Source organism: Flavobacterium lindanitolerans, from assembly GCF_002846575.1.
In the GTDB taxonomy this organism is placed as follows: Bacteria; Bacteroidota; Bacteroidia; order Flavobacteriales; family Flavobacteriaceae; genus Flavobacterium; species Flavobacterium lindanitolerans.
In genome coordinates, this window is the sequence record NZ_PJND01000009.1 from 146375 (window position 1) to 162563 (window position 16189).

At 36.4% G+C, this 16189-nt stretch carries 17 protein-coding genes; 5 read left to right on the plus strand and 12 right to left on the minus strand.

Going from position 1 to position 16189, the window contains the following annotated elements:
* Positions 1-15: 15 nt before the first annotated feature.
* The 4 genes from B0G92_RS13290 to B0G92_RS13305 form a co-directional block, all read right to left on the minus strand.
* Entirely contained in the window at positions 16-1185 is a 1170-nt protein-coding gene (locus B0G92_RS13290; RefSeq protein WP_180326448.1) for a sensor histidine kinase, read from the minus strand.
* A gap of 161 nt (positions 1186-1346) precedes the next feature.
* Complete coding sequence (locus B0G92_RS13295) at positions 1347-1769, minus strand: hypothetical protein (RefSeq protein WP_101472572.1); 423 nt, start codon at positions 1767-1769, stop codon at positions 1347-1349.
* A 499-nt stretch (positions 1770-2268) separates the two neighbouring features.
* Entirely contained in the window at positions 2269-3291 is a 1023-nt protein-coding gene (locus B0G92_RS13300) for an LLM class flavin-dependent oxidoreductase (RefSeq protein WP_101472573.1), read from the minus strand.
* Between the two features lie 91 nt (positions 3292-3382).
* Positions 3383-3988 carry an FMN-dependent NADH-azoreductase gene (locus B0G92_RS13305; protein WP_101472574.1) on the minus strand — a complete coding sequence of 202 codons (606 nt, stop codon included), beginning with the start codon at positions 3986-3988 and terminating at the stop codon, positions 3383-3385.
* Between the two features lie 98 nt (positions 3989-4086).
* Here B0G92_RS13305 and B0G92_RS13310 point away from each other — a divergent pair, with 98 nt between their 5' ends.
* On the plus strand, positions 4087-4431 hold the full coding sequence (locus tag B0G92_RS13310) for a winged helix-turn-helix transcriptional regulator (protein WP_101472575.1): 345 nt from the start codon (positions 4087-4089) through the stop codon (positions 4429-4431).
* Between the two features lie 3 nt (positions 4432-4434).
* Here the strand turns inward: B0G92_RS13310 and B0G92_RS13315 are convergent, their stop codons facing one another.
* Both B0G92_RS13315 and B0G92_RS13320 read right to left on the minus strand, forming a co-directional pair.
* Positions 4435-4962 carry a hypothetical protein gene (locus B0G92_RS13315; protein WP_101472576.1) on the minus strand — a complete coding sequence of 176 codons (528 nt, stop codon included), beginning with the start codon at positions 4960-4962 and terminating at the stop codon, positions 4435-4437.
* On the minus strand, positions 4959-5864 hold the full coding sequence (locus B0G92_RS13320; protein ID WP_101472577.1) for a hypothetical protein: 906 nt from the start codon (positions 5862-5864) through the stop codon (positions 4959-4961). The genes B0G92_RS13315 and B0G92_RS13320 overlap by 4 nt, the downstream gene beginning before the upstream one ends.
* A gap of 163 nt (positions 5865-6027) precedes the next feature.
* Between B0G92_RS13320 and B0G92_RS13325 the strand changes: the two genes are divergently transcribed.
* Positions 6028-7014 (plus strand): SIMPL domain-containing protein, encoded by a 987-nt coding sequence (locus tag B0G92_RS13325; protein WP_101472578.1) that lies wholly within the window; start codon positions 6028-6030, stop codon positions 7012-7014.
* Between the two features lie 60 nt (positions 7015-7074).
* Here the strand turns inward: B0G92_RS13325 and acs are convergent, their stop codons facing one another.
* Positions 7075-8982 carry an acetate--CoA ligase gene (gene acs, locus B0G92_RS13330; protein WP_101472579.1) on the minus strand — a complete coding sequence of 636 codons (1908 nt, stop codon included), beginning with the start codon at positions 8980-8982 and terminating at the stop codon, positions 7075-7077.
* A gap of 349 nt (positions 8983-9331) precedes the next feature.
* On the opposite strand from acs, the gene B0G92_RS13335 reads away from it, so the two are divergent.
* Positions 9332-9916, plus strand: coding sequence for an HPP family protein (locus tag B0G92_RS13335; RefSeq protein WP_101472580.1), 585 nt, complete (start codon positions 9332-9334; stop codon positions 9914-9916).
* 27 nt (positions 9917-9943) lie between these two features.
* On the opposite strand, the gene B0G92_RS13340 is transcribed toward B0G92_RS13335, so the two are convergent.
* On the minus strand, positions 9944-10378 hold the full coding sequence (locus B0G92_RS13340; RefSeq protein ID WP_101472581.1) for a DUF2147 domain-containing protein: 435 nt from the start codon (positions 10376-10378) through the stop codon (positions 9944-9946).
* A complete protein-coding gene (locus tag B0G92_RS13345) occupies positions 10375-11277 on the minus strand; it encodes an outer membrane beta-barrel protein (RefSeq protein WP_101472582.1) in 903 nt (300 codons plus the stop codon). The genes B0G92_RS13340 and B0G92_RS13345 overlap by 4 nt, the downstream gene beginning before the upstream one ends.
* Before the next feature lie 218 nt (positions 11278-11495).
* Between B0G92_RS13345 and B0G92_RS13350 the strand changes: the two genes are divergently transcribed.
* Together B0G92_RS13350 and B0G92_RS13355 are read left to right on the plus strand one after the other, a co-directional pair.
* The gene (locus B0G92_RS13350; protein WP_245867880.1) at positions 11496-12326 is read left to right on the plus strand and encodes a LytR/AlgR family response regulator transcription factor; all 831 of its coding nucleotides are present in this window, start codon (positions 11496-11498) and stop codon (positions 12324-12326) included.
* Between the two features lie 68 nt (positions 12327-12394).
* A complete protein-coding gene (locus B0G92_RS13355; RefSeq protein WP_101472583.1) occupies positions 12395-13060 on the plus strand; it encodes a dioxygenase family protein in 666 nt (221 codons plus the stop codon).
* 75 nt (positions 13061-13135) lie between these two features.
* Here B0G92_RS13355 and B0G92_RS13360 read toward each other — a convergent pair whose 3' ends face one another.
* The 3 genes from B0G92_RS13360 to B0G92_RS13370 form a co-directional block, all read right to left on the minus strand.
* Positions 13136-14113, minus strand: coding sequence for an NAD-dependent epimerase/dehydratase family protein (locus B0G92_RS13360; protein WP_101472584.1), 978 nt, complete (start codon positions 14111-14113; stop codon positions 13136-13138).
* Positions 14110-14931: an SDR family NAD(P)-dependent oxidoreductase gene (locus B0G92_RS13365; RefSeq protein ID WP_101472585.1), complete on the minus strand. Its 822-nt coding sequence runs from the start codon at positions 14929-14931 to the stop codon at positions 14110-14112. Before B0G92_RS13365 ends, B0G92_RS13360 begins: the two co-directional genes overlap by 4 nt.
* Positions 14932-15059: 128 nt before the next feature.
* Positions 15060-16172: a helix-turn-helix domain-containing protein gene (locus B0G92_RS13370; RefSeq protein ID WP_101472586.1), complete on the minus strand. Its 1113-nt coding sequence runs from the start codon at positions 16170-16172 to the stop codon at positions 15060-15062.
* Positions 16173-16189 lie beyond the last annotated feature (17 nt).

Consider the following 16189-nt stretch of genomic DNA (forward strand, 5'->3'; position numbering starts at 1 on the left):
TTCTTTCTGTAATGATTAAGCCACAATCTTGGCGGTGGTTCTTTCCCTATTAATTGAGCCGGATGGAACGCCATAGCTGAAAATGATACCACCTGTATTGCGATTTTCAGCCCAAATTCTTCCGCCAAGTTTTACTATAAAATCTTTACTAAACGAAAGTGCAATACCTGCGCCATCACGTGTTGAACCTCCTTTACTGCTTATGGAAAACAGTTTTTTCATTTGATTATCGGATAGTCCTGGTCCTTCATCTTTTACAGAAATTATAATTTCCTTCCCTGTTTTGAGGGCATCTATAGCAATAGTTTTGCCTTTAGGAGAAAATTTTAATGCATTCGATAACAGGTTTCTGTTTACGAATTGCAGCATTTCCCGGTCAGATGTAGTTAAAATGCCTTCAGGCACATTATTAATAACGGTTATACTTTTTTCATTAAGTTGTGCCTTGTAACCACTAATGGCTTCATTAAGCAACGAACGGATATTTACGGTTTCAAAATTGATTTTAAATTCTCCAAGCTGGTGTTTAATCCATTGCAGGGTAGCATCAAAATTTTCCAGCGTTAATGAAATATCGTTGCTTACAGCCAGATAAAAAGATTCCTTTTCTGATTTGGTAAGTAATTCCGAATTTCTTTCTAACAATCGCATCATATAAAGCATTGAAATAAGAGGTGAACGGAAATCATGAGCCAATATGGAAACCAGGTTAGATTTAATTGTATCTGCTTCAGATAAAGAACTGATTTTATTTTCGAGGAGCTCACATAATGCAACCTTCCTTCTATAATTGTTTCTGATTTTTTTATATGCACGTAACAGCAGCAATAACAGAATAGCACAGGTTATTGAAAAGAAAATCAATATCATGACGGTCTGTCGTAATGCTTTTTGCGATAGTTGGAGATTTCCAGTGCTTTCCAATAATTGATTATAATCTCTCCCATAACCTCCTGCATTATCGGAAGTGGTTACTTTGTCAGAAACAGACAGGCTGTTGGTATTATCTTTTTTTGTAATAGCTGTTGTGCCGGTATGAGTTGCCTGAGAAAGCAAAATACCTTTGTTATTAGCAACGGCCTCTAACCGGATAGAATTATCAGACATTCCGGTTCTAATTCCAACCTCTCCATAAGCCCCACAGGCTCCCATAGCAAATAATAAGGTTAGAAATTTGTAGTTCATCACTGACATTTTAAGGTTAAGTTTGTTCTATTTATAAATCTCTAACAACAATTAACAATAAGGTTGTTTAGAAAAACATTCAAAACAACAAGATGATAAGACTGATGGGGTAAGTATAAAAAAAGGCGAACTAAAAAATAAAAACTGTGGGAGACAGTACTTTAAATAGCAGTTGCCCAAAAAGCCCTAAGTTTAACTAGTGCTTCCTCTATCTGAAACATTTCTGCAGTTGTATATCCAATTTTACGGCTGGCAGCAACAGCTTTAAGTTCCAATATTGTTATAGGCGAAATAGTTATATATATAGCACATGAGTTAGCTTCAATGTGAGATGTTTCCGTCCATATGGACAGTTTGGGTCCTGCTATGGAATGTACATAGCCATATTCTTCGAAAATTCTGTATACATCAGTAACACTGACCTTAAAATCAAAACAGGTATCAAATACACTATTGATCAATTTGGTGATATAAGTCAGTTCAATGGCATGGTTTTGAATCAAACTGTCATTTTTTTCGACCAGAAATTGTTTTATAAAGCTCTTTAATATCCGGTGCTCTTCAACTGCTAAATTATGTCCCATATTCAAAATCATTCATTAATCTATTAGTTCCATACAGTTCTAATTAAGCAAGAAACCTCTATTAGCCCTTGCCCACTTTATACAAATAACATAGGATAAATATGCTTTGGCAATAGACAATAGCTGTCATTACAAAGAAAAAAAACAAGGTGAATAAAAAGCAAAAACAACTAACGCATATATACACGTGTATAGTTATTTTTTTATAAAAAACTGATAATGATTTATTTAAATAAAATCATATGATAGTAAAAACTATATAAATCAAATACTATTTGAAAATAAAAAGTATTTTTAAGTAGGCACGTGTAGTTAAAAATTTACTTTTTCATCCGGGGTAACAATCAATATAAAGCAGTGTGGGAATGCCTCAGATTTAGTAATTCAGGTGCAATTAATATTATTTTATCAGATTTTAATCTGTACCAAACAAAAATCCCAGCCTAAAAAAGCCGGGATTTTATTTTTGTATTAATGATGTAAGATTTAACCGGTAAGCCTAACGCCATCCCAATCCCGGTGCCACATGATCCAAAATAGATGACAATACATGCACGTTGTAATCAACACCTAATGTATTGGGAATAGTCAAAAGCAAGGTGTCGGCTTCCTGAATTGCTTCGTCTTCGGCCAATTCTTTTATCAGTTTATCCGGTTCTGCGGCATAGCTCCGTCCAAAAATGGCATTTCTGCCGGGTTCAATCATTCCAATCTGGTCTACTCTATTGGCTTCCTGACCAAAATAAAGTCGGTCCTGGTCATTTACCAAAGCAAAGATAGAACGACTCACAGACACTCTTGGTTCTCCCGGATGTCCTGCTTTTTTCCAGGCTTCCTTATACAATCGGATTTGTTCGGCTTGCTGTACATGAAAAGGCTTGCCGCTTTCATCAAATTTCAGGGTTGAACTTTGGAGGTGCATTCTGTTTTCTGCTGCCCAAACTGCTGTTGCATTCGAAGCGGCTCCCCACCAGATACGTTCACGCAATCCTTTTGAGTAAGGTTCCAAACGCAGTAAACCCGGCGGATTAGGAAACATCGGAGTTGGATTAGGTTGGGCAAAACCAACACCATCCAGTCTTTGTAAAAATTCCATGGCCTTACTGCGCCCCATATCGGCATCGTTTTCTCCTTCTTTTGGTTCATATCCAAAATAGCGCCAGCCTTCAATGACCTGTTCCGGCGAACCTCTGCTTATTCCTAATTGCAATCGTCCTTCTGAAATCAGGTCGGCTGCTCCGGCATCTTCCACCATATAGAGCGGATTTTCATAACGCATGTCAATCACTCCCGTACCTATTTCTATCTTACTTGTTTTGGCTCCAATAGCCGAAAGTAAAGGAAATGGTGAGGCTAACTGCGCTGCAAAATGATGTACGCGAAAATAAGCGCCATCTATACCAATCTCTTCGGCTGCAACAGCAAGGTCAATAGATTGGAGTAACGTATCGCTAGCCGTACGCGTTTTATAAGCCGGATGATTGGCCCAATGCCCAAACGATAAAAATCCTATTTTCTTCATTATTTGGTCTTAATTTTGTCTCTTGTAAAGATAAAGATTTTCTGTCGGAAAATTGACAGGCTGCTAACCTATATCCCAATTGTTTCTGTCTTTATAAACTATAGGCGGCTACAGACTGCAGTGCTTTTGGTAAAGCTTCATCCTTAAATTGAGGAATTGCAGAGCCTTCAACCCTAAAAACAGTTATGTCTGTAATACCCAGAAAACCTAATACATTCCGCATGTATTTTTCAGTAAGGTCAAATTCCTTTAATGGTCCTTCAGAAAAAATTCCTCCGCTTGCTATTGCCAGGAATACCTTTTTATCCTTCAGTAATCCCTCTGCTCCATTTTCTGAATAACGAAAAGTTATACCAACCCTAACGATATGGTCTATCCATGCTTTAAGTGATGAAGGAATGCTCAAATTATACATGGGCACATCTATGACCAGTATATCTGCCGGTAACAGTTCTTCTAAAGCATCATTTGAATAAGATATTGCATCCTTCAGTTCAGCAGAAAGGTTCTGTGCAGGTGTCATAAATGAATTGAAATGGAGTTCGTTAAGATGTGGGATTTCATCTTTTGTTAGATTTCGTATAACAGTATCTATTTCCGGGTGTTGAGTTTTAATTTTTTCTACAATTGCATTTCCCAATTGAAAACTCATGGATTCCTTTCCTTTGAAGCTGGTTATTACTCTTAATAATTTCATCTTTTTTTATTTTTAAATTGTTATCACAAATTTTAAAAGAATTACTATACATTTGTTATCTGTTACAAAAAGGATAGTAGTTACAAAAAGAATAGTATATGGAAATACATACAGAAGATAGATGTGCTAAAGCTAAACTAGCCATCCGAGATACATTAGATGTGGTAGGCGGGAAATGGAAACTGGTCCTTCTTTCTGTTTTAAGAAATGGAAAAAGAGGGTTTAATGAATTATCCCGAGAAGCCGGAATTTCGCCCCGGATTTTGTCAAAAGAGCTTCAAGAACTGGAAATGAATGGTCTTGTGAGTAGAGAAGTCTGTAATACGAAACCTGTCACAGTGCAATACGCACTGACAGAGTATAGCAAAACTTTGGAAGAAGTATTAATTGCAATGGAAAAATGGGGAAACCTGCATAGACAGAAAGTAATTTCGGGAAACTGATTCCTATTCCATCTCTCCTAAAAAAAGACTCCAGACTTCTTTCTTTTTATTTCCAAACGTTTTTGCTTCCGGGTAGAAATAAATCCTTTGGGATATATTTTTTTGTAAAGTTTCCGTATCTCTTTGAATAGTCAGTATATAGGATGCAGTCCAGTAATTGCCAAACGTTTTCATTTTCCGGATATTTTTTATCTCAAATTTGAGTTCTTTGGAGGCTACTTTCTCCAGTAATCTGTCTACACTTATTTTATCTGAAGTAAAAAAGTCTGAAACCAAAGTGTTTTCCTTATACAAAGTATTAATTCTTTCTTCTAATTGTTTTTTTAAAGTATTGGGAGTGTTTTTAGCAGAATATATTTCTAAAAGCTCATAAAAATCTTCCAGTTTTGAAAAAGAATTCTCTTCATAAGCTTCAAGTACTTTTACAGAAAAGTTGGCTTTTATACTGTTTGCTGCAATAGCATGGTTGGCTTCCTGCGCAAAAGTGCAGTTGTAAAAAAGGAATACTATGACTGTAAAATACTTTATCATTGTTTGATTCTTATAAATTCAATTTTTCCTTCATTGTTGTTTTTAATTTCCAGAATCTGCATTCGCTTTACTGATTCGGTAGGAATAATCAGTTTTTCCGAAAACTCATTTTTATTGAAATATTCGGCTCCCAAATCATTTTTAAGCATCACAATGACTTCCAGATTATCCGATAAGATTTTATTGAGCTGTATTTTTCGGGTTTCCCAATCTTTAATATCCGATTTCATAAAGGCTTTAAGCATCATGGCATAATCATCGGGCTGTAATAAGATTTCAGTCTTTTCTGAAGTCTTGTTTACTTTTATCTCCTGTTTTTTATAGTAAGGGCTCTGAATGACAACTTTTGCATTTTCATCTTTCAGCGCCACTTCTATTTCAGAATTACGAATGGGTATTTCAATTTTTTTATCATCCTCAATAGTATAGGCTTTTACTTCTTTTGCCTGAATGGTATCATTTGTAAATTCATTCTTCAGTTGCAATTTCTGTGTCTGTTTCTTTCCAGAGTAAGCAAAAAAGAGAATAGCAACCATTAAAACAGCTAAAAAACCAATAACAACAAAATGTCTTTTATTCTTTTGGGAATGGTTTTCTTTTTGCCCAATAACCACTTCCCTATTGGTAAAGACAAATTCATCCCAACCTGAACATCCGGAAAATTGGCTTAAAATATCAAGCATGTCTTTTCTTGGCAGTTTGGAATTGGTTTCGGCTTTAAGATGTGTGTAAATCCATTTTTCACTAATTCCCTGTCTGGTTTTCTCTTCAACCAATTCGATAAGATTCTGAATATCCTGTGAAGAAAAACTTTTCCAGTTTCCTTGAAAATAAGGATACTGCTTCTGGTAAGTCACAAGCACTTCCTGTTTTAAAAGTTGGAAAAAGTCTAATTCGGTCATCAACAAAAATGAGTTCAAAAGTAGCCCGAAAGGTATAAAAAACTGTTGTAAATCTGCTGTAAAACTACTGTAAAAAGGTTACAGCCAAAGGAAAGCGGTTTTACCGGGCTCAATTTTGAATGGCAACGTAATCTTGCATCATTAATCAATAACAAAAATCAAGATGAAATTAAAATTCACAATTGCAGGTATTTTATTCTTTGGTATGGCTTACGCCCAACATGGCGCCAACCAGGTGTATAACAATCAGAATAATCCGTATAACTATAAAAATGCGGGCTTATTTCAAAACGCAGAAAAGGTTAACTATACAGAGGACGGTATTAATTTCAGGATTGCAATTTTAAACAATGTAAAACCGGATTCCTATGTGGTCACTTTGGGGCTAAACGAAGAAGGATTGTCTGTAAAAGACTGCAATGCCAAAATCAATAAACGTTTGGATGGTTTCAAAAATGCGTTGAAAAAAACGGGAATCCGGGAAGAAGAGATTTTTGTTGATTTTATTTCACAGACTAAAATTTATGACTATAAATCAACTTCTACCTCCAGTCAGGTTAATATAACTCAGGAAGATAAAGGATTTGAGATAAAAAAGAATATTATTGTCAAACTAAAAGATGTCAGCTTGTTCGACAAACTGATTGATATGGCTTCGGAATATGAAATCTACAACATCATCAAAGTCGATTATAAAAAAGCTGATACCGAAAAAATCTATGATGAAATGTTGGCGGAAGCTAATGAGGTTTTAAAATCCAGAAGTAAAATTTATGATAAATACGGAAAAAGAGATTTTGAATCGGAGCCACAGCTATTAATAAATTTCTACAGTATCCAACCGGGTAAACAGTATAAAAACTTTACTGCCTTTGAAAGTTCAGATGCCGTTTATAATGATTATTACAATTCCAATAAGGTGTTGGTACGAAAAGAACAAAGGAAAAATAAGACTTTTTATTATGACGGTATAGACCCGGATTCTTTTGACAAGATTATGAATTCTGATTCTCCGGCTGTAGGCATTCAATATGTAATGGAATTCAGTATTTCTTACAAGACAAAGAAAAAACCAAAAGAAGAAACCAAAAAATTATATCATATTATAACTCCTAACGGAGACGTAAGAACATTGGATCTTAAGAACTAAAAAAGAAACAGCTTCAAGCACTTGTCTTGAAGCTGTTTTTATAATTTAACTCAATACATTTTATACTCTTCCGTTTTTGATTTCCTCAACAATTTCCGGATTCAATAACGTTGTTGTATCTCCAAAATTAGAGAAATCGCCTTCTGCAATTTTTCTAAGGATTCTTCTCATAATTTTACCGGAACGTGTTTTTGGCAATCCGGAAACAAACTGAATTTTATCCAGTTTTGCAATTGGTCCAATATGACCGGAAATGTGCTGGTTGATTTCGTTTGCCAAATTTGCCCTGTCTCTGGATTCGCCATATTCTTTAAGAATAATAAAGCCATACAAAGCATTTCCTTTAATATCATGAGGGAAACCAACAATTGCCGATTCAGCCACAGCAGGGTGTTCGTTAATAGCATCTTCAATAGGAGCTGTTCCCAGATTATGTCCGGAAACAATTACCACATCGTCTACACGACCCGTGATTCTGTAATAGCCTACTTCATCACGCAATGCGCCATCACCCGTGAAATATTTGCCTGGAAAAGCCGTAAAATAAGTCTCTTTAAATCGTTGGTGGTCACCCCAAATGGTTCGTGCCATTCCCGGCCATGGAAATTTAATGCAAAGGCTTCCTACAATTTGGTTTTCTTCAATTTCATTTCGTTTTTCATCCATCAAAACGGCCTGGATTCCTGGTAAAGGAAAAGTTGCATAAGTTGGTTTTGTTGGTGTTATAAAAGGTAGCGGTGAAATCATGATTCCTCCGGTTTCTGTCTGCCACCAGGTATCTACAATCGGGCATCTTTTTTTACCCACGTGGTTGTTATACCAATGCCATGCTTCTTCATTAATCGGTTCTCCTACAGAGCCAATGACTTTTAATGTTGACAGGTCATACTTTTCAACCCACTCGCTGTTTTCTTTAGCCAAAGAACGGATGGCTGTTGGAGCCGTATAAAATTGAGTAACCTTATGTTTGTCGATGACTTCCCAAAATCTTCCAAAATCAGGATAAGACGGAACTCCTTCAAAAATTACGGTTGTGGCACCATTTAGCAACGGACCGTATAATATATAGGAATGTCCTGTAATCCACCCTATGTCGGCAGTACACCAATAGATGTCGTTTTCTTCGTAATTGAATATATTTTTAAACGTATAGGCTGCAAAAACCATATAACCTGCCGTAGTGTGAAGCATCCCTTTAGGTTTTCCTGTAGAACCCGAAGTATAAAGAATAAACAATGGGTCTTCAGCATCCATAATTTCAGCTACATTATTTGGAATTGCAGCTTCCAACAGCGGCTGTAACCACAAATCGCGGCCTGTTTTCATGTTGATTTCTGCATTTGTTCTTTTAACAACCAGGACTTTTTCTACAGAAGGGCATTTTTCCAGAGCCTCATCAATAATACCTTTAAGGTCAATTGATTTGTTTCCTCTATAGGCGCCATCAGATGTGATAACCATTTTGCATTGCGAATCATTTACTCTAGTAGTTACTGCCGAAGCCGAAAATCCGGCAAAAATAACCGAGTGAACTGCTCCTATTCGGGCACATGCTAAAACGGCAATAGCCAATTCAGGAATCATGGGCAGGTAAATACATACTCTGTCGCCTTTCTTTATTCCTTGCTCCCTAAGAACATTGGCCATTTTTGCTACCCTGTCGTATAGTTCATTGTAGGTAATATGCTGTGCTTCTTCTTTTGGGTCATTTGGCTCAAAAATAATAGCCGTTTTGTTTCCTCTTTTAGCCAGATGCCTGTCTATACAGTTTTTGGTAATATTAACTTTAGCATTTAAAAACCACTTGACATCAGCCTCCTGCATATCGAATTCAACAACCTTATCCCATTTTTGATACCATGTAAAATTCTCATCAGCAATTTTGTCCCAAAATTTTCTGGGTTCTCGTATGGATTTGTTATAATGTTTAAAGTATTGTTCCAGACTCTTGACTTGGTAATAGCTCATAATTGTATTAATTATAGATGGATTGAATGATGGTAAATATACTAAACATTGCCTTAAATGGGTATCTGCAGACATTTTTTTTCTCAAATTTTATGAACCTGAGACTTATTTAAAAACGTTAAATTAAAAGTAAAAACCATCTGATGAACTATCTTTGCATGAATCCTGAAAATAAGATGTGAATTAGTAAAAAACTGCTTGGGCTAAAATGGCTTAAGCTTGCTCTTGCAGCAGTGCCGGTAGTTTTTTTTGAACTTTATGTAATTTATTTTTATGTTTCTTTAGTTTCTAAATATGTAGCCCAAAGCTTTGCCCATTATTGTATATACCTACACAAAACAACCGCCTAATGCCAATCAAAAAGATACATCGCACCTACCGTAAAACCAGATATGTTCTTTATAAAGAAACACTTGTTGATTTCAGAGAGCATTTTTGGGCATTTATTGGTTCATTTGTTGGAATGGGACTCATTGCTTATTTGCAGTTTGGGTCGTTCAATGAAAATGATTTTGTATTTCTGATAGGTTCCTTTGGAGCTTCCTGTGTTTTGGTCTATGGTGTAATTCAAAGTCCATTGGCGCAACCCCGTAATCTGATAGGAGGCCATGTCGTTTCGGCACTAATTGGCGTTACGGTACAAAAACTGGTTCCGGATGTTTTATGGATAGCTGCTCCACTTGCCGTTTCGTTATCTATCGTATTGATGCAAATCACTAAAACATTGCATCCGCCTGGTGGTGCAACGGCATTGATTGCGGTTACTGGCGGTCCGCAAATAAAAGCACTTGGATATGGCTATGTTATCTTCCCTGTGCTAAGTGGCGCTCTTATTTTGTTGTTTATTGCCTTAATTTTTAACAACCTGACTCCAAAACGAAAATATCCTTCTGCTCCTATTTTGAGAAAAAAGAAAAGAAAAAAGCATCCATAAAAAAGCTCCCGTTTGGGAGCCTTTTTTTTATTTTTCAACGCGGGTCCAATATTGCGTTCTTCCCAGTAGAGAAAAGCCAATATAACCGCGGACTTTTAGTTTGTCTTTATTTTCAAGATTGATATGGCATTTGTATTCTTTCCCGTTTTTTGGATCCAAAATAGTGCCGCCTTCCCAGGTATCATCATTTTTAGACAATCCTTCAATAATCACCAATCCTTTTATTGGTTTGTCTTTTTTGCTGCCTTTGCATTTTTCGCAGGTCTTGTCTTCTTTTCCTTTTTCAAGTATTTCAACTACTTTGCCGTAAAGCTTGTCGTTCTTTTCATAAATTTCGACAATAGACTTGGCAGCTCCGGTTTCATCATCAAAGGTTTTCCACCGTCCGGTAACAGATTGTGCCTGTCCTGTCTGTATTCCTGCAAAAAGCAGAACGATACAATATGCAACTAGCTTTTTCATTTTCCGAAACTATAACGTATACCTATGTTTACTCCTATTCCACTGGCATTTACATACTGTGTTGGCAATCTGCGTGGAGAATCAGGGTCTGCCGGTCCTTGTGTATAACTGTCTGAAAAAACGAATTTCTTTTCATTTACAGGAAGGTCTGCCAATTGCTGTCCCGGAACCAATACGGCATTTCCGTTAGTAACCGCCGTAGTTCTGTATTCTGTAATTTCTGCCGATTTACTCTTGATGCTCAAATTTTTAAACTCTACTTCGCCAAAAACCTGCAATCTTGGTGCAACAGGATAGGTAACACCTAATGCACCTACAAAACCAACACTAAATTTCGATTCTACCTCTGATTTGGCTTCTACGTGAATGTCGGTTCCCTGACCGCCACCATCAGTTTGATTGGCCGTAGTTTCAATAAAAAGTTTTCCGGCTGTGGGTATAATGGCTCCAATTCTTGCGTACGGATTCAATTTGCTCAAACCCGGAGTAATATAAATGGCGGGGATAATGTCCAACCCTCTTAAATAGGCTACTTCTTCCGACTGGAGCTGCGGACTGGTTAATTTTCCTATAGTTTTATCATAGCCTGAAAAGTAATTGAAACCTATTTCGGCTCCTATATAGTTATTAAACATATATCCTGCCGTAATATTTCCTTTAAATCCACCTCCCAAAGTTCCATTCAGAGATTTTATCCTCATGGTTCCATCAGGATTTACGGTAATATCGGTAGATTGCTGAATCATTGTCAGCCCATTCGGGTCGGCATTGTTAAATTCTGTTTTTCCTGATTCGGTAACAAAACCTAAGCCACCCCGGATATAAAATTCCTGTGCCTGGCTTTTTGTGCCAATTAAGGCGAAACATATCGTGCAAATTATAAGGCTTGCCTTTTTCATAATTTAGATTTTAAAGTTTAAAGTAATCAGTTATGCATCCTTTTTTCAAGTGTTTCGTTCAGGTTGCATATTAAAGTTAGCCATTTTCCGCTAGACATTAACCGATTTTAGCATACCTTAACAGTTGGTCTTTCTTCGATAAATTGAAAAAATCCATTCTTTAAAATTGTCCATTGCTAACTTTTAAGTTATTTTGTAAAGTATAAATAAGGACTATTTTGACACTTCAGGCAACCCATACTGTTTTTAACAGCAGGCTGAAAATGAGAACTGTTTTCACGGCCTGTTTAGTCTTGTTTATCACTGTAAACGTGCTTATAGATTACCTGTCTACACTATCCCAAAACAGCGCGTTCTACCTGTCAGAATCGTTACTGTTCAGTTCCTATTGGATTTTGTTCCTTCCTTTGCTGACATTATTTTTAAAACTGACCGAAAAGAAAGATAAAATCGCAATTAAAATATTACTTATTGGCGGGGCAATTGCATTTCACCTGCTATCATATCCTGCCTTGATTTGGATTGTCTCAAAAATATTCTATTCCCATACGTTTTCGTATTGGCAGACTTTTAATTTTGGTATATCGGCCTATTTGATAAAAACGATTATTATTTATGGGTTTATGCTAATAGCTTTCTCTTTATCGAATCAGAAAATCCAAACTGCACCATTATCTCCATCAAATGAGAAAAAAGCTTATATCAATTCTATTTTAATTTCAGACAGCACTAACAGAAAAACAGTAGTGGCAGTAAACGATATATTATATTTTTCTGCCAATTCTCCTTATGTCAACATTTATCAGCTTTCCAAAAAACATCTGTATAGCGGAACCTTAAAATCTTTGGAAGTACAATTAGACAACAAACAGTTTGTACGTATACACAAATCATATATAGTGAACATAAATAAGATTATATCTGTCCGGTCAAGACAAAACGGTGATTATGATATTACCCTCACAGATGATACTGTTTTGAGGTTGAGCCGTAATTATGCCAAGAATTTTAAACTTCACTTTTCAGCACATCAGCTTAGCTTAAAATAAACTCCGCTTACACTATTTTAGTTGGAAATCAAATGTTTTCATTATCATTTTGCATAAAATATTTGATTATGAAAAAACGAATTTTCTTTAAACTGATTTTTTTGCAACTGGTGTTTATGAGTTGTAACGGACAACAGGCGAATGAAAAATTACTCCCTAAAAACAATCCCATTGTTGGCGGTGGTTGTGATGGTTGCGAACTGATGTATATAGGAATACCCAAAGAATTGCATGCTACAGATACAAGCTCCGGGTGGAATGAAAAGGGCCAAAAACTGATTGTCAGCGGAACTGTTTTTCAATTGGACCAAAAGACACCGGCCCCAAATGTTATTCTCTACTACTGGCAGACTGATAATGCCGGATATTATTCGCCTACACAAAAAATGGATGAAAGAGTAAAACGCCACGGCCATATTCGGGGTTGGGTGAAAACCGATAAAAACGGAAAATATACTATCAAAACGATACGTCCTGCCCCCTATCCAAATGATGTTTTGCCGGCACATATCCATCTGTCTATAAAGGAACCGGATGTTGCTAATGAATATTATACCGATGAAATCAATTTTGAGGATGACAAATTATTGACTGCTCATTTTAAAAAATATCCTCAGGAAAAGCGTGGCGGTAGCGGTGTTGTAAAAATTAAGGTTAAAGATGGTGTGCAAATTACTACGCATAATATTGTTTTGGGGTTGAATATTCCTAACTATCCTAAGAAATTTAGATAAAATTCGATATTAATTTAGTTTATGGTCCGTTATTTATCACGCAAAGACGCTAAGTCGCTATGTTTGCAACAGCAATTACCTCAAAACATTCTCTGACTTAAAATAAGTTACAGCATCGTGTATGGCAGCATCTATAGGTTTGTATTTTATTCCAAGTTCCTGAACTGATTTTTTATTTATAAAGAAATTATTCTGGCAAAGAATACGCATATTGGTCAGGCTTATACTTGTTTCCAACCCGAAGAATCTTGCGCAATTGCCGCCATAACCTAACAGATGAAGTAACCATTTGGACAGCGGTATCATTATTGGGCGTTGGTTGGAATATTGTTGAAGTAATTCAAAAAATGCCTTATAAGAGAGGTTACTATTTGCTAAAAGGTATTTTTCTCCGTTTTTTCCTTTCTCAATACCGGCTATAATACCTCTTGCCACGTCTTTTACGTCCACAAAGTTTTTACCACCCGGTGGATAAAACAGTATTTGTTTTTTCCATGCCATCAGTATTATTTTACCGGAACTGGGTTTGGTATCATAAGCACCAAGCATAAATGTTGGGTTTACAATAATCACATCCATACTGTCTTTGTTTTGTAAGAGGAAATTTTCGGCTTCCAGTTTGCTTTTGGCATAATACGAATCTTTAAACGGATAACGCACAGCCTTATCTTCTGAACCCAATTCAAACAAATCACTGTGTCCTAACGTGTTTGCAGAACTTACAAAAACAAATTTTTTAACAGAACCCGATACAAGCGCAGACCGGAACAGGCTTATGGTAGCATTACAGTTTATTTTTTGATAATCGGAATAACGTAAGAGATGCTGTCTGGTTTCGGCAGCAATATGAATAACTACTTCACATGCATCCATATGTGTGCATAGGTCTTCTTGCAAGTCGCCTTTTATCAATTCCAAATGGGAATGTTCTGCTCCTTTAAAGCTATCCGGATTGCGTACTAATGCCTTAACCTGCCAGCCTAGTGCCAGCATTTCATGAACTAAATTTGTTCCTAGCAGTCCATTCGCTCCCGTGACAAAAACTGTTTTCATACTTCCGGATTTAGCTCTCTTTTTATAGACCGTGTCAATAACGGTAGTTTTATCCAGATTGGAAGCATGACAAGCATTAGCCAGCTCATACGGTTAACCATGATTACCGTATCCCGTTTTAGGAGTTGACGGATACAATATCTTGCTACAGCGTCCGGATTGAGTAACGTTAGTTTTCCTAAAAAGCCTTGTTTTTCGATTCGGCGTGTGATTTCCGGACTTGTTTTCATAGCACCCGGATTTACAACGCTGACAAAAACGCTAGTGTGTTTTAGTTCTTCATACAATCCTCTGGAGAAAGAATGTACGAATGCCTTAGAAGCCGGATAAACCGTTTTGTAGCCAATAGGGCAAAATGCTGCCATGCTCGATACGTTTAGAATATAAGCCTTTTCCTTTTTTTTCAGATTGGGCAGTAATTGATGGGTTAGCAATGAGGTTGCCATTACATTTACCTCAATGATTTTGCTGATATATTCTGCTGTAGCCTCATCAAATTTTTGGGTTCCGCCGGTTCCGGCATTGTTTATCAGCATAAATACTGAAAAGTTTGCATTGACCCAGGCTGCAAAATCCAATACATTTTTTTTGACGGAAAGGTCGGTTTCGTAAAAAAATACCTTTACCCCATATCGTTCAGAAATTTCTGAAGACAATTCCGAAAGTTCCTGTCCCGGCAGACTCATCAAAATCAGCGGTATATTATTTTTAGCCAGTTCATAGGCAAATGCCCTGCCCAAGCCTTGGCTGGCTCCGGTAACAACAGCATATCCGGTTTCATTTCCAGATGCAACTGTCTCGTCATTTTTTCGTAGCATGATTCACTTTTTATTCCAAAAGTATACTCTTGCCCTTATAAAAATGTTTGGATTTATAGAAACGAACTCTTTTTGAACACCCTATAATCAACTGTAAAATAAGCAGTTGAAAAATAAAAAGTTCCATTTTATAAATCAGAACTCTTTTTTCTGAATTCTGAAGGTGTGAGGTCCGTAAATTTTTTAAAAGTAATATTAAATGAGGTCTTGGAATTAAATCCCGATTCAAAGGCAATGCCTAAAATTGACAGGTTATTATTCCTGTTATCGGCTAACAATTCCTTTGCCTTTTCAATTCTGTATTTATTGATAAACTGAAAAAAGTTTTCATTAAATCCGGTGTTGATAACATACGAAAGCTGATGTGGTGTTACTTCCATCAATTGTGCAAGTTTTATCAAATTCAAATCACCATCAAGATAAGGAGCTTCAGATTGCATAACTCCTAACAAACGTTGTTTTATGAGTTCGGTTTCTTCATTGCCAAGCAGCTTGATTTTTGGGCCTTCATTAGTTTTGCTTTCTTCCTGAAATGAAAAAACAGTATCAGCCTGTTGTGTTCCTACCGGATACACTTCCTGCTGTTTTAAAGAATAGTAGGCTATAAAATAAATTGCTATAAGGAAAGCAAGGTTCAGATAAGTGCCCGGCCTTTCTGCAATAAATATAATATTGTATACCGTGATTATAATTCCGGAAGCCAATATGGTATAGGCAATGTATTTAAGCCAGTTTAGACTGATTGGGTAAGTATCTGAAGAAAATTGCTGGATTTTCCTTTGATGCCTGTTGATTATCTCACAGGAATACAGAGCATAGAATAAACTTTGTACCAGCATAATTACGGTTAACCACGCCCTCAGGATGTCTTTATCTGCCTTGTCATAAAAGTACGATAACGATAACAAGGCCAGGAACAGACCGGCCAACGGTAAATGTCTCAATTCTTTTAAGGAAAAAGAAAATCCAGGATTTGTAAAATGAACCGCACTATAATAAAATGTCAACGGAGTAAAAAACTGCAGGAAATTCAAAACAAATAAAAAAGGCTTGCCAATGGATGCTATTCCCAAAATCTCGGCAGCTTCATCTATCCAGAAAGTTCCCCACAAAAACAAAAATAATCCCAGCCATACATTCGCTTTCCTGTTGACTTTTAACGGATTGAAAATAACAAGCATAGTTAGCATGGCAAAGCCTCCTAACAGAAAAATTACAATCAATCGGTCAATATATATCATGGATAGTCAAAGCAATT

Excerpts from the sequence above, each read along its gene's own strand:
- B0G92_RS13370 (WP_101472586.1), bottom strand. The coding sequence starts at position 16,172 with ATGATATATATTGACCGATTGATTGTAATTTTTCTGTTAGGAGGCTTT.
- B0G92_RS13340 (WP_101472581.1), bottom strand. The coding sequence starts at position 10,378 with ATGAAAAAGCTAGTTGCATATTGTATCGTTCTGCTTTTTGCAGGAATA.
- B0G92_RS13360 (WP_101472584.1), bottom strand. The coding sequence starts at position 14,113 with ATGAAAACAGTTTTTGTCACGGGAGCGAATGGACTGCTAGGAACAAAT.
- acs (WP_101472579.1), bottom strand. The coding sequence starts at position 8,982 with ATGAGCTATTACCAAGTCAAGAGTCTGGAACAATACTTTAAACATTAT.
- B0G92_RS13355 (WP_101472583.1), top strand. The coding sequence starts at position 12,395 with ATGAAAAAACGAATTTTCTTTAAACTGATTTTTTTGCAACTGGTGTTT.
- B0G92_RS13295 (WP_101472572.1), bottom strand. The coding sequence starts at position 1,769 with ATGGGACATAATTTAGCAGTTGAAGAGCACCGGATATTAAAGAGCTTT.
- B0G92_RS13300 (WP_101472573.1), bottom strand. The coding sequence starts at position 3,291 with ATGAAGAAAATAGGATTTTTATCGTTTGGGCATTGGGCCAATCATCCG.
- B0G92_RS13320 (WP_101472577.1), bottom strand. The coding sequence starts at position 5,864 with ATGACCGAATTAGACTTTTTCCAACTTTTAAAACAGGAAGTGCTTGTG.
- B0G92_RS13335 (WP_101472580.1), top strand. The coding sequence starts at position 9,332 with ATGCCAATCAAAAAGATACATCGCACCTACCGTAAAACCAGATATGTT.
- B0G92_RS13305 (WP_101472574.1), bottom strand. The coding sequence starts at position 3,988 with ATGAAATTATTAAGAGTAATAACCAGCTTCAAAGGAAAGGAATCCATG.
- B0G92_RS13345 (WP_101472582.1), bottom strand. The coding sequence starts at position 11,277 with ATGAAAAAGGCAAGCCTTATAATTTGCACGATATGTTTCGCCTTAATT.
- B0G92_RS13310 (WP_101472575.1), top strand. The coding sequence starts at position 4,087 with ATGGAAATACATACAGAAGATAGATGTGCTAAAGCTAAACTAGCCATC.
- B0G92_RS13365 (WP_101472585.1), bottom strand. The coding sequence starts at position 14,931 with ATGCTACGAAAAAATGACGAGACAGTTGCATCTGGAAATGAAACCGGA.
- B0G92_RS13290 (WP_180326448.1), bottom strand. The coding sequence starts at position 1,185 with ATGAACTACAAATTTCTAACCTTATTATTTGCTATGGGAGCCTGTGGG.
- B0G92_RS13315 (WP_101472576.1), bottom strand. The coding sequence starts at position 4,962 with ATGATAAAGTATTTTACAGTCATAGTATTCCTTTTTTACAACTGCACT.
- B0G92_RS13325 (WP_101472578.1), top strand. The coding sequence starts at position 6,028 with ATGAAATTAAAATTCACAATTGCAGGTATTTTATTCTTTGGTATGGCT.